Raw genomic sequence first — 24785 nt, 5'->3', positions numbered from 1 at the left:
CTAAAGCGTCCGGAAGCACGCGACTTCAGTCGTGTGAGGATAGAGTTGTTGATTCACTGTGCGCATAATGAAATCTCAATTCTGCAATACAATAACGAAAATTCATTGAGTTGTACAATTCACCTGGCATTTTATTTTGCAAGAGAGTACTACACAATTATCAGAGAATTGCCAACAGGAAAAGGCTTTGCAGATGTCTGCTTTATTCCAAGAAAAATAGCTGTGTGATCGAAAGGGCTGAAATCTAAGAAAAAAGTCATATTGACACTTTTTACAAAAATAGTTATAATTCTAAACGTTAGAATTATAACTATTTTATTTTGCAACAAACGCAAACAGGGAAGGAACGTGAAACATGGACACATCATTGCATTATCTGACAATGGCTAACCAGATGCTGATCCAGAAGAGGCTTCTGGAGCGGGTGAAGGCTTCGGGGCTTACGCTTGGACAGCCGAAGGTTCTGGATTATCTCAAGGATCATGATGGAGCCAGTCAGAAGGAAATCGCGGCGGGCTGTTTTATTGAGGCGGGATCGCTGACTTCAATTTTGAACCGTATGGAAGAGAAAGGCCTGATCGAGCGGCGCATGCTCAATGGAAACAGAAGGACTTTTCATATTTTTATGACAGAATCCGGGAAAAAAAGCCAGAAGCTTGTCGAAGAAGCTTTTGTGGAGATCGAGGAGGCTGCGTGGAAAGATATTTCTCCAGAAGAAGCAGAGGTTTTTATGAAGATTTATCATAAAATTTACAGTAACCTGTCTGAGACAGGATGCGAAGAAACAGGGAAAGAAGGAAGGAACAAATGAACAAACTAAAAAGATACGTGATCTTTCTGATCGGTTTGTTCGTGAACTCACTTGGTGTCAGCCTGATCACCAAGGCAAGTCTCGGAACCTCACCGATCTCATCGATTCCGTATGTGTTAAGCTTAAGTTTTCCGTTTACACTCGGAAACTTTACGATTTTTTTCAGCGTATTTCTGATCTTACTGCAGTTACTGATCCTGCGTAAAAATTTTAAACTGGAACATGTTCTGCAGATACCGGTATCTATTATCTTTGGATATTTCATCGATCTTACCATGCTTCTGTTTGCATGGGTAAACCCGCAGGCGTATGTTATGAAGATTGTATATCTTCTGATCGGATGTCTGATCCTTGGATTTGGTGTGTACATGGAAGTGCTGGCAGACGTTGTTATGCTGCCGGGAGAATCTTTTGTCCGCGCGATCGTTCTGACATGGAAAACCAACTTTGGTACGACAAAAATCTGCTTTGACGTTTCCATGGCGGTGATCGCGGCAATCCTGTCCTTTGTATTTACCGGACATCTCAATGGTGTGCGTGAAGGTACGATCATTGCGGCACTTCTGGTTGGATTTATTGCCAGAGTCCTTGGCAAGAAGCTTGCATTTGTCAAACCGCTTCTGTTTCCGGAAGAGTTCGCAGGGGAAAATGTGGAAAGTACCGGCAAATCCGGTGCGGTATCTGTGGATAAACCGGCAGATGAAGTTCAGCGTAATGTCATCGTGATCGGCAGACAGTTTGGGAGCGGCGGACACGATATCGGCAAAGCACTTGCAGAAAAACTTGGCTACGCTTTTTATGATCAGGAGATCATCGAGATGACTGCCGGAACGACAGGATATACACCGGAATTTATCCAGAAAAAAGAAGAGATGATGACCAGCAGTTTCCTGTATGACCTGGTGAACCAGATGTATATGTATGCACAGCCGGACGAGGAAGCACCGAAGGACAAGATCTACGAAGCTGAATCAAAGGTCGTCAGAGAACTTGCTGCAAAAGGAAACTGCGTGATCGTAGGACGCTGCTCTGACTACACCCTTAGAGACAACAAAAACTGCCTCAGAGTTTTCTTCTGCGCACCAATGGAAAACAGAATGAAACGAGTCATGGACCGTCTGCATCTGTCCGAAAAAGACGCAAAACAGAAGATCCAGAAAGAAGATAAATGGCGCGCCGACAACTACCGCTATTACACCGGCCGTATCTGGGGCGCATCAGCAAACTTCGACCTGACTGTGAATACAGCGCTTGGGGAAGAATACATAGAAATATGCATCCGCGAGGCGATGAAACGGTAAAATCAATGTTCGTATACGATAAAAAGAGTGCAGATTCTGACAATTCAGTACAGGATTTACACTCTTTTGTGTTATACAGTTACTTGATCGGTATTTATAATGTAAGGTCTTCTACATTAACTTCGAAAGATGATAATTTGGCTGTTGCAACTTTGATCTGATAGTCTAATTCTTCGTTTACGGTATCACCATTTGCTTTCTTAATACGCTGCAGATCTGTGTATTTGTCGATAAGTAAAGTTTTTAATTCCTGATCACTCATATCATGATTAACCTCCATATTGGCACCACCTTTCATAATTATAATAATTATTATAGGTGATAATCATAAGGGTGTAAACCCTGTATTCAACTGTCAAGGCACAAACAACAGGAATTTTATCCGGAAACGGATTAGAAAGATTTGTTCTATATTATAAACATTAATCATCCATCTGTCAAAGAGAAACGTTCGACAAATTTTTTACGAAATCAGTATTTTGTCTCTTTAAAAAAGATTTCCCGAGTGCTAAGATAGACAAGGCATAAATCGTAACTGTGAAGGTACTGAACAGTTGCCATAAATTACCTATGGAGGAAATATAAAGTGACAGAAGAAATTGAGACACAAGAGAACAAGAAATTACCGGTCCTGCGGGGCGAGCTGGCGTTGCTGGTGGTGGTATTGATCAACAGCCTGGGAGTTGTGCTGATGCTGTATTCCGGTTCCGGGATCTCGGCGATTTCCAGTGTACCATATGCATTTTCGGAAGTATTCAATAAGATCTCCCTTGGAACCTGGACCTACATTTTCCAGGGACTTCTGGTATTATCCCTGATGATCATGCGTAAGAAATTTGTTGCACCGTATCTTTTCAGCTTTGTCGTTGGATTTGCATTCAGCGAGATGCTCGATGTACATGAAATGTGGATAGGCGTTCTGCCGACAGCCATTGGATACCGGGTACTTTATTTTATCATCAGCTACCTGCTCCTGTGCATCGGGATTGCACTTTCCAACCGCTGCGGTCTTCCGATCATCCCGACAGACCTGTTTCCGAGAGAACTGGCAGATATCACGAAGGTAAAATATTCCAGGATCAAAATCGGCTATGACGTTACCTGCCTTACCATAACAGCACTGATGACCTGCATCATCCTCGGACATCTGGACGGACTCGGAATCGGCACGATCCTCGCCGCATTTACCATGGGAAAAGTGATCGGCATGATTGGTGACAAGATGGATCAGCATGTGAGATTTGAGTCGTTTATGATAAAAAGAGCGTGATGGATTTCGGGACAGACAACGCAATAAAAGAATAAAAAACACAAAATAAAGATATAAAAACCGACAGGTATTCGCTACAATAGAAGTAGAAAATGCAGGTCGGTTTTTTAATATAGGAAAGGAACATAAGAATGGTAAGGATCAGCGACATCATACGTGCAGAATTTGCAGAAGGAGATAATAAAAGAGATGCAGGGCTTAAGACCCCGGAGAACATTGTAAGATACGATGATATTATATATGGAACAGAATCTAAATGGCAGAAACTGGATGTATATCGCCCAAAGGATGCTATGGGAAAGCTTCCAGTGATCGTCAGTGTCCATGGTGGCGGATGGGTATACGGTGACAAAGAAAGGTATCAGTTCTACTGCATGGATCTTGCAGAGCGAGGCTTTGCCGTAGTGAATTTTTCTTATCGCCTGGCACCGGAATATAAGTTTCCGGCATCACTGGAAGATACAAATTTCGTATTTACCTGGGTTCTGGAAAACGCAGAAACTTATGGATTAGATACAGAAAAAATCTTCGCAGTGGGTGATTCAGCAGGAGCACATATCCTGTCTCTTTATCTGGATATCTGCACCAATCCAGACTATGCCGAAAGTTATAAATTCCACACACCAGAAAATTCACAGATCTGTGCAGTGGCACTGAATTGCGGACAGTATCATATGGGAGAGGAAAATCTGGACGAGCTTACAGGAAAACTGATGGAAGAATATCTTCCGGGAAAAGGAACGAAACAGGAACTTCAGCTGCTCTGTGCAGATGATCACGTGACAGAAAAATTCCCACCAGCTTTCATCATGACAGCAGAAGAAGACTTTCTCAGAAACCAGGCACCTCTGATGTATGAGAAGCTAAAAAGCATGCATATCCCATGTGAATTTCACGATTACCGCAGTGGAAAATCCGAAAAACTGGGACATGTTTTTCACCTGAATATAAGATCCGAGGATGCACATAAATGCAATGATGAAGAGTGCAGGTTCTTCAAACAGATATTGAACATATATTAAGACTGGGACTGGTTTTCAGAAATCCTTCTTGTTATAATACATATAAATGTACTACTTTGATGCGAATGGTGTAAGACATAAAGCAGGGAGTGTGAGAAATGGATTTTGCAGTAAAACGACTTCCCATTGGGATAGAATTTTTTGATGAAATGATCAAAAATCAATATTACTATGTGGATAAAACAGGGATGATAAGTGAATTGCTCCGTTCAGGAGGGAAAGTAACACTGTTTACACGACCAAGACGATTTGGAAAATCTCTGAATATGAGTATGCTGAAAAACTTTTTTTCACTGCAGGGCGATAAAAGAATATTCAATGAACTGCAGATATCCCGTGATAAACAGGTCTGTGAAGAATACATGGGGAAATTCCCTGTTATTTCGATCTCACTCAAAAGCGTGGATGGATTTGCTTACAGAAATGCTTATGAGATGCTGTGTGCGACGATTGGAAATGAAGCCATGAAATTTCAGTATCTGATGGACAGCACTAAACTTACAGATCGTGAAAAAGAACAATACGGACTTCTTATAAAAGGTGGAGACAGGATTCCTTTTGAGATGGATGAAGTTACTCTGACTGGAAGCCTGAAAACGTTATCTCTGTTACTTGAAAAACATCATGGAAAACAGACGGTTCTTCTGATCGATGAATATGATGTTCCATTGTCAAAGGCATCGGAGCATGGATATTACAAAGAAATGGCAATGTTGATCCGCAAGCTGTTTGAACAGGTGCTTAAAACAAATGAAAGTCTGAAACTGGCGGTACTGACCGGGTGTATGAGGATATCAAAAGAAAGTATTTTTACAGGTCTGAATAATTTTGAAGTTTTATCAGTTGCGGATGTACGGTTTGATGAATACTTTGGGTTTACAGACAAGGAAGTGAGAAAACTTCTGGAATATTATCACCTGTCAGACAAATATCAGCAGGTAAAGGAATGGTATGATGGATACCAGTTTGGAAATGTGGAAGTTTACTGCCCGTGGGATGTTATGAATTATTGCGTAACACTTCTGGCAGATCCAAATGCGGAGCCGCAAAATTACTGGATCAATACCAGCAGCAATGAAGCAGTTCGAAGATTTATCAGAGAATCTGATAACAGTGGAACAATCAGAAGGGAAATTGAGGGGCTGGTCGCTGGTGAGTGTATTATAAAGGAATTGCATCAGGAACTGACTTATGAGGACATGTACCAGACGATTGATAATATCTGGAGTGTTCTGTTTACTACGGGATATCTAACCCAGAGAGGAAGATCGGAGGGAAATATATTCCGGCTTGCAATACCGAACAGGGAGATACGGAATATTTTTACAACGCAGATCATGCAGCTTTTTAGAGAAAATGTGAAGAAAGACGGAGAGTTACTGAATCGATTCTGTGAGGCACTCGAGAATGGAAATACAGAATCAGCAGAAAAATGTTTCGGGGAGTATCTTCGAAAGACGATCAGTATCCGTGATACATCTGTGCGAAAAGAAATGAAAGAAAATTTTTATCATGGAATTCTCCTTGGGATCCTGGGAATCAAAGAAAACTGGATAGTACGTTCCAACAGGGAATCAGGAGAAGGCTATAGCGACATTCTTATTGAGACAGACGATACTGCAATGGGCATTGTAATCGAGATGAAATATGCGGAGGATGGAAATCTGCAAAAGGCAGCAGAAAAAGCGTTAAAGCAGATCGAATCAAAACAGTATGAAGAAGCATTATATGATGAGGGAATAGAGCAGATTTTGCGATATGGAATTGCCTGCTATAAGAAACGCTGTAAGATTTTGAGGTTATAACGTTTTTCAAAAATAAAATAACATCTGCCAAAATTCAAGCTGGAAAAAAATGTATTTTCGTGCTAGAATTTTGGCAGATTTATTTATTAAGGAGAGGATCAAATGAAAAAGAAACAGAATCTACTGCTTTTAATTCTGGCTGTCTTGTTTGTATCTCTGTTTGGTGGAAGTACAGCAGTATCAGCAGCATCTTCGTTTCCACGGCTGCAGGCGGTCTCGTCTGGAGAGATTGTCAGCAAGAATAATAATCTGTATTATCGTTATGGCCAGAGAAATTACGCCAGAAACAAATATCTGAGGATCAAAGGAAAGAACTATTACTTTGACAGTTCAGGAAAAGCCTGGTATGGAATGCATACGATTAACGGCAGGAAGTATTATTTCGGAACCCGTTCAGAGGGATATATGTACAGAAGCCGCCTGTTCCGCTACAATAAGAATTATTATTATGCGAATCAGAAGGGAATTCTTGTTACCAGTGGCTGGTATACGCTTCCTTCCGGGAAAAAATATTATTTTGACTCTGCTGGCAGGGCATACACCGGAAAAAGAACGATCAACAAGACTACTTATTATTTTGACAGCAATGGTTCACTGAACCATTCAGGTCTGTATTATGATCTGGCATCGGACTGTGCACTTCTTATCAATGCCGATACAGGAAAAGTTTTGTACGCAAAGAACGAAAACCTCCGGCATGCAAATGCCAGTACCACCAAGATCATGACCTGTATCCTTGCTCTTGAGAACAGTAAAATGAACGAAACTGTGAAATTTTCTGCCAGAGCAACAGCACTGGAACCAACGAAATTATACGCCAGAACAGGCGAAACATTTTATATGAGGGATCTTCTTTATTCTCTTATGGTTCCTTCTCATAACGATACCGCGGCAGCAATCGCAGAGCATATCAGTGGTTCACAAAGTAAATTTGTCAGTCTTATGAATAAGAAAGCGGCGCAGCTTGGCTGTACTGACACGCATTTTGCAACACCAAATGGTCTTGATGCCGGTTACACTCATTATACAACTGTGTCTGACCTTGCTAAAATTGCGCGTTACGCGATTAAGAAACCTGCATTCAGAAAAATCATCAGCACCAAAAGTTACTCCTTCAAGAGTCTTAATACAAATCGCCGTTTTACCGTAAGTACTACAAATGCCCTTCTTGGAAACATGCCGGGTGTGATCGGCATGAAAACAGGATATACCAATAAAGCCGGACATTGTTTCGTGGGTCTGTGCCAGTCTCAGAAGGGGAATACATATATTTCAGTTGTCCTGGGCGGACCAAACTCCAACGCACGCTGGAGAGATTCCAGGATACTTCTGAATTACGCATATAAACACTGAAAAATAAAAAACACAGGATCGGACTTTCAGTCAGTATCAGACAAAAGATATTGGTTGGAAGTCCGATTTTGTTTTCGGGCAAAAATAAAAAAACAAACTTTATTCATAAGAATCTGTATTTACCTGAAAAAACGCCATGCTTATAATTATTAACAATAGAAGAATTTCAGAAAAATCACACCTAATTTTGTATGAAAAGGAAACATATATGGATCATAAAAAATTTACCATGCGTAATGCACTGCTTGTCTTCTGTATTACGAGTGTGGTATTTGCACTTCTTTTGCAGACTTTTTTGTTTCATCAGACACTCAGGCGGCAGATCAGGGCGGAGAGTATTTCGGATCATGAGATCTCGCTCAACAAGATGCAGACAGACATCGCGTCTTTTGTTCATAATGTACGTACCGAAATGCTGACGATCTACAGTGAGCAGGATCTGATCAGTGATCTTCGGTCAGCGGCAGAAGAAGGAACCAGCCTCAAGGATTATTACTGGAGGAGCTGGTATTTTGCCAGAAAGCGTTTTACGAAAGAAGATCAGCTTCTTGCCCTGTATCTGTACGATACACAGGACAAAGTTGTCAGCGCCTACCGATATAATGCGTCTTCTTTTCCAAGAGATCTGTATCAGACGGAATATGATTCCAATACAGAAAGGCTCTATGATTATGTGCATGATAAACGGACAGACTTTATGATCTCTGGCTATTACAATCCCATTGCAAAACGAAATGTGGTCCGCCTGGTGCTGAAACTTCACAATTATGATGAGGAAAGAGAAAATATCGGATATCTGGTATGTGATATCAACAGTTCTGCATTTACGTCGATCATGTCCAAGTATGTCGATGTAGAACAGGTCTGTCTGTGGCTTCAGCCTGTAGGAGACCAGGTGATAGCCAAAACAGGACAGGCTTCTGTATCACAGAAAAGAATCCAGAAACAGCTTGCAAAAGTGGTCGAAAATTATTACAACTCAGATCAGCTTGAACAGGAATATGATGGAAATTATCTGATACAGGTTTCACAGGAAGACTATAATCTGGAAGCATTTGTCCTGGTATCACAGTCTCTTTTGACAGCAACACAGAAGTCGCTGATACGGACACTTCTGATCATTATGGCAGGCATGATCGGCGCGATCGTTCTGCTTGTATTTATGTTGTCCAGATGGATGACCAAACCGGTAGAAGAAATGAGAAATACCATTGTCCGTATCAAAAACGGAGAGTCATCTCTGCGTGTAAGTCCGGTCGGATGGTCAGAAGAACTGACAGTACTTGGAACAGAATTTAACGAAATGCTGGATCGTATCCAGGCGATGGCAGAAGAAGAACTTCAGAATAAGATGCTGGTGGAGAGGACAGAGTTCAAAATGTTCCAGGCACAGATCAATCCGCACTTTCTGTATAACACATTAAATACCATGAGTGGGATTGCGAATGCACAGAACTGTCCTCTCGTAAGCGGGATCTGTCATTCCCTGTCGGCGATTTTCCGCTACAGCCTGAACATGACGGATGAACTTTCTACCATTCAGAATGAGATGGACCATGTCCGCAATTATCTTTATGTCATGGACGTGCGGAATGGATCTTCGGTGGCATATGAATACCAGATCGACAATGCAACACTGAAGGACAGACTTCCAAGGATCTGCCTTCAGCCGGTGGTGGAGAATGCGCTTACACACGGACTCAGAAATACCAGGCGAAAAGACAAGAAGCTTCTGATCCGCTCCGAGCATATCGGAGAAAATCTTGTGGTCACAATCTCAGATAATGGTACAGGAATGGATGCGGAGGCCATGAATATACTTCTTGAGAAAAATGACCGGAAACGTGTGGAGGCAGGCGTTTCCATCGGAATCCTGAATGTAAATGCACGATTGAAACAGTTATTTGGACCGGAATATGGGCTGTGGATCGAAAGTCAGGCCGGAGAGGGGACAACGGTCACGATCACAGTTCCGATCGTTTCCAGTGAGGAAGAGAATGGGGAAAATATAACAGGAGGTGCCCATTGTGAAAAAGATGAAATATAAAGTACTGGCAGCGGATGATGAGTACTGGAGCAGGGAAAATCTCCGAAGTCTGATCTCATGGGAGGACTATTCTATTGAATTTCTGGATCCTGCCTGTGACGGCGAAGAAGTACTGGAACGTATTGAAGAAGAAAAACCGGATATTATCCTGACAGACATCAATATGCCGTTCTTAAGCGGTCTGGAACTTCTGCAGAAGCTTCAGACAGAACATCCGGAGATCATTACGATCGCAGTGAGCGGATACGATGATTTTGACAAAGTAAAAGGTGTTTTTGTCTCAGGGGGACTGGACTATATTCTCAAACCGGTAGGAAAAGAGGAACTTGTAAAGATCCTCACCAAAGCTCTTGGAATCCTGGAAGAAAGAGAGATGGCGCGAAAACACAAAGAAACAAACCAGATCCAGGAACACAAAATCTCCTCTTTTCTGGAGGACAGTGAATATTCTGCACTGCTGTCAGGAAAGTTGTACGGACAGTTCACAGCACAGCCGCACGTTTCTTCGACAAAAGAATTTTCCGGTGTGGCAGCCCTGCTGGTGAAATTTTATAATATTGCGGAGATCGCAGAGAAGTTTGAATACGATAATCTGCAGATGTCGTTAAGCATCAAGACAAGGCTCAGAAATCTGACCGGCTGCAATGCCGAGGCCATTATTTTTAACAACTGCAATAAAATGAGTGAATTTCTTATCTTTACTTCCTATAGAATCAACTCACTCAGGATCCTGGCAGAAAACATCCTTGAAGAATTTCCGCTGGATGAGTATGGCCCTGTTTCTGTGATCCTTCATGAACAGACAGGATCTCTGGACGACATTGGAAGTATGTACAGAGATATGGTTGCCGTTCTGGTGACACGGCCTTTTACACACAGTCATTGTATTCTGGCATGTTCGCAGGAGGAAGGCAGTCAGTCCGTAGGAAAAACGGTGTCCCATCGAATTGAAGAAGAAGTGTACCATCTTTTGAATACGGGACAGAAGAGTGAGACGGCAAAACTGATCTTTCGAACCTGTGATTTTAAACACTGTGACAATGGAGAATGGTCCTTCCTTGATGTCAAACAGTATGTAAGGAGGATCACGGGAATTCTTTACCGTTACGTACAGGAACAGCATCCAGAGCTCACCGCGCAGGCAGAAGAAGCGATGGATGACATTGATTATTATATGAAATGTCTGGATGCACCTTCCGTTATGGCATCGCTCAGGATCCTGCTGGACAGCCTGTGGGAAAACAATCCGGACAAAAACAGCACGGATTCTGCGGGAAGTCAGGTAGAGCAGATCCGTCAGTATATACTGACTTCTTACCATGAGAATATCACATTGACGGCACTTGCTGCAGCGTATCATATGGATGCGAGCTATCTTTCCAGGATGTTCAGCCAGACTTACGGAGAGACCATCATTGCCTGTCTTACCAGAGTCCGGATGGAACAGGCGATCCGTCTGATGGAGGATGAAGAGAAGAAACTGGAGACGATCTCTTTCCTGGTCGGTTATGATGATTACAACTATTTCAGCCGTGTTTTCCGCAAAAAAGTAGGAGTAAGTCCGAGAGAGTACCGCAATAATATGTACAAATAGGTCAAAAATGTGCAACAAAAAAATCCAAATATGTCCTAACTGAACAAAGCCAGAGTATGTTTTAATAAAATCACAACGAAGCCGGATACGGACGAAAAACATACTCTGGCTCAAAAATTTTAAGGAGGGTTTTTACAAGATGAAAAAAAGAATGAAAAAATTGGTTGCTATCGCAGCAACAGCAGCAATGGTTGCTTCTGTACCAGCAAGTGCAGTGACAACTTACGCAGCAGGAGATGACATTACAATTGGTGTTTCTATCTGGAGTTCCACAGACGTACTTGGAAGCCAGTGCAAAAAGATCATCGACAAAGCGGCAGCAGCACTGGATGTAAACGTAATGTATGTAGACCAGGGACATGTATCAGAGCAGGTTACAGCTTCTGTTGAACAGCTCTGTGCAGCAGGATGCGACGGTATCGTGATCTGTAACTCCGCTGATTCAGAAATGACTTCTGCGATCCAGACATGCGAAGCAAACCAGGTTTACCTGACACAGTTCTTCCGTATCATTTCCGAAGAAAACAGCCCGGAAGTATACCAGACAGCATGCAATTCCCCATACTATCTTGGTGCAGTACACGAAGATGAGGTTACAAACGGATATACACTTGTAAATCTGCTTCTTGAAAATGGCGACAGAAACATCGGACTGGAAGCATGGACCGTTGGTGATGCTACATTCCAGCAGAGATGGACAGGATACAAGAAAGCAGTTGATGAATGGAACGAAGCAAACCCGGATGATCAGGCAACTATGACAGAGCCTGTATATGCAAATACTTCTTCTGAAGAAGGCGCTGCAGCAGCTCTTTCTCTGTACAACTCCAATCCTGATATGGATGCCCTGATCGTTGCAGGCGGCGGCGGTGACCCACTGGTTGGTTCCATCGGTGCTCTGGCAAACGAAGGACTTACAGGCAAAATCGATGTTGTTTCCACAGACTTCCTTGATGACCTGAAAGAACAGCTCGAATCTGGCGGAATGTTTGCAGAATCAGGCGGACATTTCTGTGACCCGTTATTTGCATTCCTTATGACTTACAATGCAGTAAAAGGCAACTATACAAAAGACGAAGGTTCCTTCGGATATGAGATCGAATTCCCATACCTGTATGTATCTTCTCCAGACGACTATGAAAACTATCAGAAATACTTCGTTGACGATGATCCGTACACAGACGAAGAAATCGTTGAGATGGCTGGATACAGCTTCGATGATCTGAACAAAGCAGCAACATCACTTTCCATCGACGACGTTATTTCCCGTCACAGCAACTAAATGACACGACTCCAAAAATCTGCTGCCTTCTTTCCAGGAGGCAGCAATTTAAAAAGAAGCAGTAATATGCGCCCGCCAAAAGCAAAAGACCAACCGTAAGGAGTGTTGGCCTCCTGCTTCTGGCGGGCGAAGAAATGAATAGGAGAATGGTTATGAAAAAACTCAAACAAAGCCAGTATTATGGAATTGGCATTCTGGTACTTATGCTTGTAGTTTTCTGGGCAGTGTTCAAGGTACTTGCTCCAACTACCTTCGGTTCCCCGGACAAACTGGCAACTTATATGAAATCAGCCCTGATCTATGCAGTAGGCGGCTGCGGTCTTTATTTTATCTGCGTTATGGGACCTTTTGATATGAGTGTTGGTGCAAATATCGTACTTTCCTCTATTATTGCATGCAACGCAAGCGTGAAATTCGGCTATGCCGGTCTTGTCATCGCGCCTCTGATCTGCGGTACGATCATCGGTCTGATCAACGGAATCGTCTATATCAAATTACATATTTCTTCCCTGATCGTTACCTGTGCGCTTTCACTGATCTATGAAGCACTGAGCGTTTATGCGACGAATGGAAAGAATGTAATCCTCGCAACAGAATACAGAGCTTTTGGTGATTATCCGGTAAACCTGATCCTTGCGCTGATCGCATATTGTCTCTGTGCATTTATTCTGAAATATACCAAGATCGGTACTTATACCTATGCGATCGGAAGCAACGAAGTTGTTGCAAAGAACATGGGTGTAAATGTTTCCAAATATAAGATCGTGGCATTTACACTTGCCGGATTTTTCTTCGGACTTCAGGCAATCCTGACGATCAGCTTTGGTACTTCCATGACATCTGCTTCCAACCTTTCTTCTATGAGCCGTAACTTTACTCCTCTGATGGGAACTTTCTTCGGACTGGCATTTAAGAAATATGGTCACCCGGTAGTGGCAATTGTAATTGGTGAGATGATCATTCAGCTTATGTTCAATGGATTTGTTGCACTTGGTGCTCCGACTACGATCCAGAATGTGGTTACCGGAGCTGCCCTGCTTCTGATCGTTGCACTGACGACCAAGCCGGTCAAAGGTCTTGTAGTGAAATAGGAGGACGATTATGGGTGAGATATTATTAAGAGCAGAAAATATTGATAAACATTTTGGCATCACACATGCCCTGGACAACGTTTCCTTTACCTTCGAAAAAGGCGAGATCCATGCACTGATCGGTGAAAATGGTTCCGGTAAATCCACACTTACTTCCTGTCTGACAGGTATCTATCAGAAGGATTCCGGTAAATTTATCCTGGAAGGCAAGGAGATCACAGCTACAAACCAGGTAGAGGCAAATCATCAGGGAGTTGCGATCATCGTACAGGAGATCGGAACACTTTCCGGTCTGACCGTAGCAGAAAACATTTTTCTTGGAAACGAAGATAAATTTACAAGACACGGCATCAAGAACACAGCAGCCATGAACAAACAGGCACAGGAATATCTGGACAGCTATGGCTTCAACTACATTGATGCGACCAAAGTTATCGACGATTATAACTTCGAGGACAGAAAGCTGGTTGAGATCGTAAAGGCAACTTATTTCAATCCGAAGGTTCTGGTAGTTGATGAGACAACGACAGCACTTGGACAGAAAGGCCGTGAGGAACTGTTCAAAGTAATGCACAGAGTTCGTGATACAGGAAACTGCGTGATCTTTATTTCTCATGATCTGGAAGAAGTCATCGAGCAGTCTGATAACATCAGTGTTCTCCGCGACGGTGTAAAGATCGGTTCCATCAGCAAACAGGAAGCGACACCGGACAGACTGAAGGCCCTTATGGTTGGACGTGAGATCGGTGATAACTATTACCGTACCGATTATGGCGAAGAAATTTCAAAAGAAGTTGTTCTTTCCGCAAAGAATGTTACTGTCAAAGGCCAGATCGAAGATCTGAACCTGGAACTTCACAAGGGAGAGATCCTTGGAATCGGCGGACTTTCTGAATGCGGTATGCACGAAGTAGGAAAAGCACTTTTTGGTGCATCTTATTTCCGTCAGGGAACTGTAACTTTGGGAGACGGTACTCCGATCAATTCTATTCCGGATGCGATCAAACACAGCATTGCCTATGCATCCAAGGACAGAGATAATGAATCCCTTGTCATTAACGATACGATCGGAAACAATATCTGTCTGCCATCCCTGGAAGATCTCAAGACAAACGGGCTTCTCCGCGGTAAGGCAATGAAAGAGTTTGCCAATAAATATGCAAAACAGATGAGTACCAAAATGACGGGAGTTGACCAGTTTGTTTCCGCACTTTCCGGTGGTAATAAACAGAAGGTTGTTCTTGCACGCTGGGTCGGCAAGGATTCAGATCTGATCATCCTTGATTCCCCTACCCGTGGTATTGATGTCAAGGTAAAAGCAGATATCTATGCCATGATGAACGATATGAGAAAAAATGGAAAATCCATCATAATGATCTCAGAGGAGATCATGGAGCTTCTTGGTATGGCTGACCGTATCCTTATCATGAAAGACGGTAAGATCAATGGTGAATTTTTCCGCTCTCCGGATCTGAAAGATACAGATCTGATTGACAATATGATTTAAGGGGGTAAAAAAATGGATACAACAAAAAAATCATCTGAACAAGTACCATTTCTGGAACGTCCCATTGTGCGTACGATCCTTCCTATCGCGGGATTTGTTATTATCTGTGTATTATTTGCAGTTCTGACTGACGGAAGACTGTTTCAGCCGAAAAACCTTTCACTGCTCCTCAGCCAGTCTTATATGCTTCTGATCTCATCGATCGGTGTATTTATGGTCATGACCATGGGTGGTCTTGACTTTTCACAGGGCTCCATGCTTGGTGTGGCTTCCATCGTAGTATGCTGGCTGTCTCATTACAACATGGTCCTGGCAGCACTTGGTGGAATTGTAACCGGCGGTCTGATCGGACTGATCAATGGATACTTTAATGTAAAGAGAAAGATCACAAGTTTTATCGTTACGATCTGTACCATGTATCTGTTCCGTGGAGTCTGCGCTTATGCAACAACAAATTCTCCGGTTTATGCAGTAAGTGATATTTCCAAATACAATACACTGCCATTTATGCTGACCTTCACAGTTATCATCTTTGTAGCTGCATATCTTATCTTTACATACACAGGTCTTGGATACAGACTCAAAGCGATCGGTGCAGGAGAGACTGCAGCGAGATATGCAGGTATCCGCGTAGAACGCACCAAGATTCTTATTTTCATGGCAGCAGGATGCATCACAGGCCTGGCAGCATTTGTAAATGCGATCAAGGTTGGATCTGTAACATCCACAGCAGGAAACCAGCTTGAGACACAGATCATGATCGCTCTGGTACTTGGTGGAATGCCTGTCAATGGTGGTGCAAAAGTAAAATTCTACAATATCATACTTGGTGTTATGACTTACAAAGTTCTTTCCAGTGGGCTGGTCATGCTGATGATGCCGACACAGCTTCAGCAGCTGATCCTTGGTGTGATCTTCCTGATCGAAGTTGCACTGTTCAGTGACAGAAAGACTGGTATGATCGTTAAATAAGCGGTTTTATGAAAATTTAATACTTCAATATCTTTGCCTGACAGTATATGTGTGGTAAAATGGTCACAATATCTACCGATGTATATGGAGAAATGCTATGGACAAAAATGAATTTCTTGATATTTTACGTAGTCAGCTTTCCGGACAGATGCCGGAGGGACAGATCAATACACATATCCAGTATTATCGCAATTATATTGAAGAGAGGATGCAGTCAGGCAACAGTGAGTCTGAGGTGATGAGAGAACTGGGAGATCCCAGACTGATCGCAAGGACGCTTCTGGATACAGAGACGGGGGCGAATGCACCGTATTCGGACGCAGGTTCTGCTTATGAACAGAAATCCGGCAGTGAGCGTGTGAAACAGAAGTCATTCAAACTGGACTTTTCGACCTGGTATGGCAAGCTGCTCGCGATCCTGATCGCAGCGATCGTTCTGGTCATCCTGTTTGTATTACTTGGAATCCTTATTCCGATCATGGTGATCGCAGGAATCATTATTTATCTGGTGCGTTTTCGCCCCAGACAATAACTTACAAATTTACAGATAGGCAGTAAAATGGAGAAAAAATAAAATTTCCGTTTTACTGCCTGTTTTTTGGGTAAAAATCCAACTTGTCTGAAAATAGCACAACTGGTATAGTATATATCAAAAGATTTACTTGACAATACGAGACATAAAAAAGGGGTGGAGAGATGTTAAAGATTTTTCTGGCAGAAGATGAGGTGATCGTTCGGGAAACGATCAAGAGGATGATCCCATGGGAGAATCTGGGGTTTGAACTTGTTGGCGAGGCTGCGGATGGAGAGATGGCACTGCCGCTTCTGCTCCGACAGAAGCCGGATCTTCTGATCACGGACATCAAGATGCCGTTCATGGACGGGCTGACACTGGCAAAAGTGGCAAAGAAAGAAATCCCGGGACTCAAGGTTGTGATCCTGAGCGGCTATGATGATTTCAATTATGCGAAACAGGCGATCAACATCGGAGTGGAGGATTATCTGCTCAAACCGATCACAAAGAATGCACTGATTGAACGGCTTACCGAGATCCGAAGCCGTTATGAGCATGAAAAGACGCAGAAAGAATACTACGAGAAGTTCCACAGAGAAATGCAGGCATATGAGAAGAACAGCAGCCGGGATTTCTTTGAGGCACTTGTAAGTGGTTCTATGGATATGATGGAGATCTATCGAAGGTCTGAGAAACTGGGGCTGGACATTGTGGCAGAAGCCTACAATGTTCTGATCTTTACGATGAACTGCGAGGAAGATTTTTCCGGACAGAGAGAAGGTTATTCCGAGTGGGAGGCAGAATCGCTGGAACTGCTGGAGGAATTTTTCTCCGAAAATACTTCGGCAATGCTGTTCCGCTGCAATATTTTTTCCTATGGTGTCCTGATAAAAGGACAGAAAGAGACTATCGGAGAAAATACCAGAAGCTGTGTGAGCGAGATCCAGAGGATCCTTGACCGCAAAGAACAAAAAAGACAGTGGTTTGTTGCGGCCGGCGAGCCGGTGGAGCGCTTAAGCCAGATCCAGAAAAGCTATTACAGCGCATCGAGAGCTTTTTCACAGAGATATCTGTATGATGAAAATATCCTGTACTATGATGAGATGGCATCCATGGAGAAAAAGAATGTAACAGAGGATGACAGCACCTATCTCCAGAAAGTAGATGTCAATGCACTGAATCCTGTGATCCTGCAGAAATTCCTGAGCAACGGACTTCTGGAAGAAACAGAAAACTTTGTAAAGGATTATTTTTATGCGATCGGGCAGGAACCGCTGGAGTCACTTGTTTTTCGTAACTATGTGACGTTGAATGTTCGCTTTTCTGTTATGTCTTTCCTCAAGGAGATCGGATGTGACACCAGAACTCTGGAGCAGGAAGACACAGAAGATGTGCTTTCAGAAAGCAGTAAAAGCCTGGAGAATGCGATTGCCTATGCGAAAAAAATAATCTCCCAGGCGATCGCGCTCCGCGATCAGAATTCCGGAAACAAAAACCGCAGCATTCTGAAGACAGCGGTTGATTTTATCGACAGTCACTATATGGAAGAGGATATGTCCCTGAATAAAGCGGCAAACGCTGCAAATGTCAGCGCGAACCATTTCAGTGCCCTGTTCAGCCAGAACATGGGTCAGACATTCATCGAATATCTCACGAATCTGCGCATGAACAAAGCCAAGGAATACCTGCGGTGCACGAGCATGCGATCCAGTGAGATCGCGGGTGAGATTGGTTACAAAGATGCACACTATTTCAGCTACCTGTTCAAAAAGACACAGGGAATGACACCAAGCGACTACCGTAAAGCGCGGGAGGATAAGGCATGAGGTCAGGTACAAAGAAGCGGATGGAACTGGAAGAACGTATGCGAAAAGTCCTTTTCAGTACTATGATCCCAATGGCGTGTCTGATGATCATTCTGCTTTTTATTTTCTGGCAGTATACAGGACAGTACAATAAGCTTTCGGAGAACCTGGCGGTCAGCAGTGAATTCAATCTCCGTTTTAAGGATGATCTGGATCTGGAAATGTACTATATCGCGATCGGTTCCAAGGAGAGCAGCGATCTGGAGGATGTTCTTGAGCAGGTGGAAGATGCGCAGGAGATCATGCAGAAACTGCGAAGGAATACTTATAATAATAATGGGGTTAAATCCCTGAACAGCCTTGATTCGTACCTGGAGAATCTCAGGCAGAGAATGCTCCAGCTTGTAGAGATCAAGGAATATGACAAGCGGATGGAATTCATGGACAGTAACATCCGTATCATCACAGGTCTGATCATGCAGGAGATGCAGAATTATATCTATAATGAATCCATGTATCTTGTACAAGTAGAAAAAAGCCTGACACATAGAGTGAAGCTCCTGATCTCCGGGATGGCGGTGCTTCTGATCGCGACACTTGGGATTCTTATGCGGCGTTCCTTCCGTCTGACAGATGGGATCATCCATCCGGTAAATATTATGCTTGATAAGGTCAAAAAAGTCGGCAGAGGCAAATTCGACATGATCCCGATCGAGGCTGAAATAGAGGAGATTGAGGAACTGGATGAGGGAATCAACAAGATGGCACGCAAGATCAGTGCTCTTCTGGAAAATGTCCGTCAGGAAAAAGAAATGCAGCACCTGACAGAATTACAGCTGATCCAGGCACAGGTAAATCCGCACTTTCTGTACAATACCCTGGACACGATTGTCTGGCTGATCGAGGGCGGGATGACAGACGATGCGGTGGAGATGATCTCCAGCCTTTCTATTTTTTTCCGTACTTCACTTTCCAAAGGAAACGATATCATCCCGCTCTCGGAAGAAGAACGTCATACATTGAGTTATCTGGAGATCCAGCAGTACCGCTACCGGGATATCCTGGAATTTGAGATCAATATACCAAAAGAACTCAGCGGGATCCCGGTTCCGAAGCTTTCCATCCAGCCGCTGGCTGAGAATGCACTTTATCACGGGATCAAGAACCGCCGCGGCAAAGGCAAAATCCTGATCGAAGGAAGGGAAGAAGAGGATGCACTTGTCCTTACGGTCAGCGACAACGGTCAGGGAATGACACCGGAGCGCCTTCATGAAGTACAGGAGGCGATCCGGACCGGGGAACGTGCCGGATTTGGTCTTGCGGCGGTTGCGGAACGAATCGCACTGTACTACGGACCGGGTTATGGAATGAAGATTTTCTCCGAAGAAGGCAAGGGAACTACTGTAGAAATACGCCTTGGAAAAAATATTCAACCAAAATCGTAAAAAAATCAACTTCCGGGATATCGTTGTATAAAAACGAATAAAAGAGTACCCTTTTTTCCGAAAATAATCCATGGAGTTTTTTTCTGAAATTGCTATAATAAAACCATCTTAAAAAACGCGAAAAACAAATGTAAAGGGAGGATTACAAAATGAAGAAAAAAATGGTGACCGCACTCTTAGCAGTATCTATGTTAGCAGGACTTTCTGCAGTGAACGTTATGGCAGCGGATGATGGCGGCGACACGATCACAGTTGGTTTTTCACAGGTAGGTGCAGAATCTGACTGGCGTACTGCAAACACAGAGTCCATGAAATCCACTTTCTCAGAAGAGAACGGATATGAGCTGATCTTTGACGATGCGCAGCAGAAACAGGAAAATCAGCTGACAGCGATCCGTAACTTTATCCAGCAGGAAGTTGACTATATCGTACTTGCACCTGTAACTGAGACAGGTTGGGACACAGTACTTCAGGAAGCAAAAGACGCAGGAATCCCGGTTATCATCGTTGACCGTATGGTAGATGTATCTGACGACAGCCTCTACACCGCATGGGTAGGATCAAACTTCAAACTGGAAGGTCAGAAAGCAATGGCATGGCTGGATGCATATCTGGAAGCCAAAGGTCGTGGCGACGAAGAGATCAACCTTGTTGATATCCAGGGAACCATCGGAGCATCTGCTCAGATCGGACGTACCGAAGGATTTGACGAAGCTGTAGAAGCTCATGACAACTGGACAACACTTGCTCAGCAGTCTGGTGAATTTACACAGGCAAAAGGACAGGAAGTTATGGAATCTATCCTGAAACAGAGCGGTGATGATATCGATGTTGTATACTGTGAGAATGATAACGAAGCATTTGGTGCAATCGATGCGATCAAAGCAGCAGGATATGAAGTAGGCGGCGAAGAAGGACAGATTCTTGTAATGTCCTTCGATACAACAAACGCAGGTCTTACCCAGACACTTTCCGGAGAGATCACATGCGATACAGAGTGTAACCCACTTCACGGACCGCGTGTAGAAGAGATCATCCAGAAACTGGAAGCAGGCGAAGATGTTGACAAACAGGCATATGTAGATGAAGTTGCATTCGCAGCAGACGATACCGTAACAAAGGTTACTATCGATGGAACAGATTATGACATTACTCCGATCACTCAGGAAATCATCGACGGACGTGCATATTAATTATCAGTAAACTGAAATTTCCAACTGAAACGGATTATAAGAAATGAGCCCGGGGCGTGGAACAGGATCCAGATGAGATGGATTTTATGGGCCACGCCCCTTTTGCGCTCAAAAACAGGGAAAATCAAGGAAAAATAAGGGAATGGAGGAAAGAAAATGGAACAGAATATTGTTTTGGAAATGCGTGACATAAGTAAAAATTTCACCGGTGTCCGTGCTCTTTCCCATGTGGATTTTACACTTCGAAAAGGTGAGATCCATGCACTGATGGGAGAAAACGGAGCCGGAAAATCAACACTGATCAAAGTTCTGACCGGTGTACATGAATTCGAAAGCGGTTCCATTCATATGAATGGTGAAAATAAAGAAATTATCAATCACTCTCCACAGGAGGCACAGGCCAATGGCATCAGTACCGTGTATCAGGAAGTAAACCTCTGTCCGAACCTGACGGTGGCAGAAAATCTGTTTATCGGCCGTGAGCCTCGCAATAAGCTGGGAATGATTAACTGGAAAGAAATGAATGCACGTTCTGCGAAGCTTCTGGAAAGCCTGAACATCAATGTTCCGCCAACTCAGATGCTGGACGAGTGTTCGGTGGCGATTCAGCAGATGATCGCGATCGCACGTGCGGTTGATATGAAATGTAAGGTTCTGATTCTGGACGAGCCGACTTCCTCTCTGGATGATGAAGAAGTTGAGAAACTGTTCGTTCTGATGCGCCGACTCCGTGAGGAAGGCGTAGGAATCGTCTTTGTAACACATTTTCTGGAGCAGGTATATGCAGTCTGTGACAGGATCACAGTCCTTCGAAACGGTGAACTGGTAGGCGAATATGAAACAAAGGATCTTCCACGAGTTATGCTGGTTGCGAAGATGATGGGTAAAGATTTTGATGACCTGGCAGATATCAAGGGCGATCACAAAGATAAGAAAGCCTTCTCAGATACACCGGTAATCGAGGCGAGCGGACTTGGACATAAAGGAACGATCAAGCCGTTTGATCTCAAGATCAACAAAGGTGAGGTTATCGGACTTACCGGACTTCTTGGTTCTGGACGTTCCGAACTGGTTCGTTCCATCTACGGTGCGGACAAAGCCGACAGCGGTACACTCAAAGTAAATGGAAAAGAAGCAAAGATAGGCAGTCCTCTGGATGCCATGAAACTTGGTATGGCATATCTTCCAGAAGACCGTAAGGCAGAAGGAATCATCGCAGATCTTTCTGTAAGAGAAAATATCATCATCGCACTTCAGGCGAAGAAAGGTATGTTCCATCCGTTAAGCCGTAAAGAAATGGAAGAAGCAGCAGACAAATACATCGAAATGCTCCAGATCAAAACAGCGAGCCGCGAGACTCCTATCAAGAGTCTTTCCGGTGGTAATCAGCAGAAAGTTATCCTTGGCCGCTGGCTTCTGACAAATCCGGAATACCTGATCCTGGATGAGCCGACACGAGGCATTGATATCGGTACCAAGACAGAGATCCAGAAGATCGTTCTGGATCTGGCAGACCAGGGAATGGCAGTAACTTTCATTTCCTCAGAAGTAGAAGAAATGCTCCGTACCTGTTCAAGAATGGCAGTCCTTCGAGATGGCGAAAAAGTTGGAGAACTGGAAGAGAGCGAGCTTTCACAGGCTAACATCATGAAAGCGATTGCAGGAGGTGACGAGAAATGAGTAACAGCAAATTAAAAAAGATCACAAGCGCGAGACTTTTTCTTCCTATCGTGTGTCTGATCGCAGTTCTTCTGATCAATGTGATCAAGACTCCGGACTTCTTTAATATCACAATTCGAAATGGTGTCCTTTATGGATATGTTATCGACGTTATCAACCGTGCATCTGAGCTGGTAATCCTTGCAGTCGGCATGACACTTGTCACAGCGGCATCCGGTGGACAGGATATCAGTGTCGGTGCAGTCATGGCAGTTGCTGCAGCAGTTTGCTGCCAGATCTTATCCGGCGGTGCATCTTCTGTAACAGCATATCAGAATTCACTTGTTCTTGCAGTTATCGCAGCACTTCTTGCATCAGCACTGTGCGGTGCATTCAATGGACTTCTGGTAGCGAAGCTTAACATTCAGCCGATGGTTGCAACCCTGATCCTTTATACAGCAGGCCGTGGTATTGCACAGCTTGTCACAAATGGTCAGATCACCTACATCCGTGTGGAATCTTTCCAGATGGCAGGTGGATATATCGGTAAATCACCGGTTCCGACTCCGGTACTCTTTGCAATCGTAACAGTAGTGATCGTAGCAATTATCCTTAAGAAAACAGCTCTTGGACTTTATATTGAGAGTGTAGGTATCAATGGAAAAGCAGCACGACTGGTAGGCCTTAATTCTACCATGATCAAGTTCCTGACCTATGTGATCTGTGGTGTCCTTGCCGGAATCGCCGGACTGGTAGCATCCAGCCGTATCTATTCCGCAGATGCAAATAACATCGGTCTGAACCTTGAGATGGATGCCATCCTTGCAGTTGCACTTGGCGGCAACTTCCTCGGTGGTGGTAAATTCAGCCTGATCGGTTCCGTGATCGGAGCTTATACCATTCAGGCACTGACAACAACTCTGTATGCAATGAATGTAAAAGCCGATCAGCTTCCTGTTTACAAAGCAATCGTCGTTATCATCATCGTTACCTTACAGAGTGATGTATTCAAGAAATTTGTAGAAAGCCACAGAAGCAAAAAAGTTTCCGTTGCAGCAGAGGGAGGTCAGAAATAATGAAACAGAAAAAGAAAATGACAAGTACCGGATTTCTGCTGCTGATCACGATCGTCCTGTTCTTTGTAATGTATGCAGCAGGTATGGTGATTTTTGCAGATAAAGGTTTTGCAAAACCACAGATGTTTCTGAATCTTTTTGTATCCAATGCAGGTCTTCTCGTTATTTCCTGTGGTCTGACGATCGTTATGATCACCGGTGGTATTGATATCTCCGTTGGTTCTGTAACAGCTCTTGTCTGCATGGTAATGGCAGACCTTATGGAAAACAAAGGCGTGAGTGCATATGTAGCAGTCCTTGCTGCACTTCTGATCGGCCTTGCTTTTGGTATCGTACAGGGATTTCTGGTAACTTACATGGGAATCCAGCCATTTATCGTAACACTTGCCGGCATGTTCTTCGGACGTGGTATGACAGCGATCATCAGTACAGACATGATCTCCATCAAAAACGAAGTATTCCTGAAATGGGCAAACTACCGTTTCTACATGCCATTTGGTTCTACAAACAAAAAAGGTAAATTTATCCCGGCGTACATCCCGCCGACAGTAGTGATCGCAATCATCGTAGTTCTCATTATCGCAGTGCTTCTGAAATATTTCAAATTCGGACGTAAACTGTATGCGATCGGTGGAAACAGACAGAGTGCCCTGATGATGGGACTTGATGTCAAGAAAACAATGTTCCGTGCTTATGTACTGGATGGCTTTCTTGCAGGACTTGGCGGATTCCTTTTCTGCCTCAACAGCTGTGCAGGCTTCGTAGAGCAGGCAAAAGGTCTTGAGATGGATGCGATCTCCTCAGCCGTTATCGGTGGAACACTTCTTTCCGGTGGTGTTGGAACTCCGATCGGTTCCATGTTTGGTGTACTGATCAAAGGAACGATCTCCAGTCTGATCACTGCACAGGGTACTTTATCAAGCTGGTGGGTACGAATCGTACTTTCCGCACTGCTCTGCTTCTTCATCGTGATCCAGTCTGTACTGGCATCTGCTAAGAAGAAAAAATAACAGGTTAATAATAAGATATAAGAAAAAA

The 24785-nt window shown here is 43.6% G+C and carries 20 protein-coding genes and 1 pseudogene; 20 read left to right on the top strand and 1 reads right to left on the bottom strand.

What is annotated here, in order from left to right:
• The 3 genes and pseudogenes from DWX28_RS19715 to DWX28_RS13025 form a co-directional block, all read left to right on the top strand.
• Positions 1-228: pseudogene (locus tag DWX28_RS19715) on the top strand (hypothetical protein); the annotation flags it as partial.
• 127 nt (positions 229-355) lie between these two features.
• Entirely contained in the window at positions 356-811 is a 456-nt protein-coding gene (locus DWX28_RS13030; RefSeq protein ID WP_199611828.1) for a MarR family winged helix-turn-helix transcriptional regulator, read from the top strand.
• Complete coding sequence (locus DWX28_RS13025; RefSeq protein WP_022215144.1) at positions 808-2112, top strand: cytidylate kinase family protein; 1305 nt, start codon at positions 808-810, stop codon at positions 2110-2112. The genes DWX28_RS13030 and DWX28_RS13025 overlap by 4 nt, the downstream gene beginning before the upstream one ends.
• 94 nt (positions 2113-2206) lie before the next feature.
• Here the strand turns inward: DWX28_RS13025 and DWX28_RS13020 are convergent, their stop codons facing one another.
• A complete protein-coding gene (locus DWX28_RS13020) occupies positions 2207-2392 on the bottom strand; it encodes a hypothetical protein (RefSeq protein WP_118252926.1) in 186 nt (61 codons plus the stop codon).
• A 306-nt stretch (positions 2393-2698) separates the two neighbouring features.
• Between DWX28_RS13020 and DWX28_RS13015 the strand changes: the two genes are divergently transcribed.
• The 17 genes from DWX28_RS13015 to DWX28_RS12935 all read left to right on the top strand — a co-directional run bounded on the left by DWX28_RS13015 (position 2699) and on the right by DWX28_RS12935 (position 24757).
• The gene (locus DWX28_RS13015) at positions 2699-3382 is read left to right on the top strand and encodes a DUF6198 family protein (protein WP_199611826.1); all 684 of its coding nucleotides are present in this window, start codon (positions 2699-2701) and stop codon (positions 3380-3382) included.
• A 131-nt stretch (positions 3383-3513) separates the two neighbouring features.
• Complete coding sequence (locus DWX28_RS13010) at positions 3514-4404, top strand: alpha/beta hydrolase (protein WP_118252925.1); 891 nt, start codon at positions 3514-3516, stop codon at positions 4402-4404.
• Between the two features lie 98 nt (positions 4405-4502).
• The gene (locus DWX28_RS13005) at positions 4503-6209 is read left to right on the top strand and encodes an AAA family ATPase (RefSeq protein WP_118252924.1); all 1707 of its coding nucleotides are present in this window, start codon (positions 4503-4505) and stop codon (positions 6207-6209) included.
• Positions 6210-6311: 102 nt separating this feature from the next.
• On the top strand, positions 6312-7562 hold the full coding sequence (locus tag DWX28_RS13000) for a serine hydrolase (RefSeq protein WP_118252923.1): 1251 nt from the start codon (positions 6312-6314) through the stop codon (positions 7560-7562).
• 208 nt (positions 7563-7770) lie between these two features.
• Complete coding sequence (locus DWX28_RS12995) at positions 7771-9609, top strand: cache domain-containing sensor histidine kinase (RefSeq protein WP_118252922.1); 1839 nt, start codon at positions 7771-7773, stop codon at positions 9607-9609.
• Positions 9599-11203 (top strand): response regulator transcription factor, encoded by a 1605-nt coding sequence (locus tag DWX28_RS12990; protein ID WP_243002432.1) that lies wholly within the window; start codon positions 9599-9601, stop codon positions 11201-11203. Before DWX28_RS12995 ends, DWX28_RS12990 begins: the two co-directional genes overlap by 11 nt.
• A 139-nt stretch (positions 11204-11342) precedes the next feature.
• Entirely contained in the window at positions 11343-12485 is a 1143-nt protein-coding gene (locus DWX28_RS12985) for a sugar ABC transporter substrate-binding protein (RefSeq protein WP_022213650.1), read from the top strand.
• Between the two features lie 152 nt (positions 12486-12637).
• Positions 12638-13576, top strand: a complete 939-nt coding sequence (locus DWX28_RS12980; RefSeq protein WP_022213651.1) for an ABC transporter permease — start codon at positions 12638-12640, stop codon at positions 13574-13576.
• A 10-nt stretch (positions 13577-13586) separates the two neighbouring features.
• Positions 13587-15083 carry a sugar ABC transporter ATP-binding protein gene (locus DWX28_RS12975; RefSeq protein ID WP_118252920.1) on the top strand — a complete coding sequence of 499 codons (1497 nt, stop codon included), beginning with the start codon at positions 13587-13589 and terminating at the stop codon, positions 15081-15083.
• 12 nt (positions 15084-15095) lie between these two features.
• Positions 15096-16055: an ABC transporter permease gene (locus tag DWX28_RS12970; protein ID WP_022213653.1), complete on the top strand. Its 960-nt coding sequence runs from the start codon at positions 15096-15098 to the stop codon at positions 16053-16055.
• A gap of 97 nt (positions 16056-16152) precedes the next feature.
• A complete protein-coding gene (locus DWX28_RS12965; RefSeq protein WP_118252919.1) occupies positions 16153-16587 on the top strand; it encodes a DUF1700 domain-containing protein in 435 nt (144 codons plus the stop codon).
• 164 nt (positions 16588-16751) lie between these two features.
• Entirely contained in the window at positions 16752-18395 is a 1644-nt protein-coding gene (locus tag DWX28_RS12960) for a response regulator (protein ID WP_118252918.1), read from the top strand.
• On the top strand, positions 18392-19819 hold the full coding sequence (locus DWX28_RS12955) for a sensor histidine kinase (protein WP_118252917.1): 1428 nt from the start codon (positions 18392-18394) through the stop codon (positions 19817-19819). Before DWX28_RS12960 ends, DWX28_RS12955 begins: the two co-directional genes overlap by 4 nt.
• Positions 19820-19968: 149 nt before the next feature.
• Positions 19969-21012, top strand: coding sequence for an ABC transporter substrate-binding protein (locus DWX28_RS12950; protein ID WP_022213657.1), 1044 nt, complete (start codon positions 19969-19971; stop codon positions 21010-21012).
• A gap of 156 nt (positions 21013-21168) precedes the next feature.
• Entirely contained in the window at positions 21169-22692 is a 1524-nt protein-coding gene (locus DWX28_RS12945) for a sugar ABC transporter ATP-binding protein (RefSeq protein ID WP_118252916.1), read from the top strand.
• Complete coding sequence (locus tag DWX28_RS12940) at positions 22689-23747, top strand: ABC transporter permease (RefSeq protein ID WP_022213659.1); 1059 nt, start codon at positions 22689-22691, stop codon at positions 23745-23747. Before DWX28_RS12945 ends, DWX28_RS12940 begins: the two co-directional genes overlap by 4 nt.
• A complete protein-coding gene (locus DWX28_RS12935; protein WP_022213660.1) occupies positions 23747-24757 on the top strand; it encodes an ABC transporter permease subunit in 1011 nt (336 codons plus the stop codon). Before DWX28_RS12940 ends, DWX28_RS12935 begins: the two co-directional genes overlap by 1 nt.
• Positions 24758-24785 lie beyond the last annotated feature (28 nt).

Source organism: Blautia sp. AF19-10LB (assembly GCF_003461245.1).
Lineage (GTDB): Bacteria > Bacillota > Clostridia > Lachnospirales > Lachnospiraceae > Blautia_A > Blautia_A intestinihominis.
The sequence above is the reverse complement of the archived record's forward strand: the minus strand, read 5'-3'. Positions and strand labels throughout refer to the sequence as shown.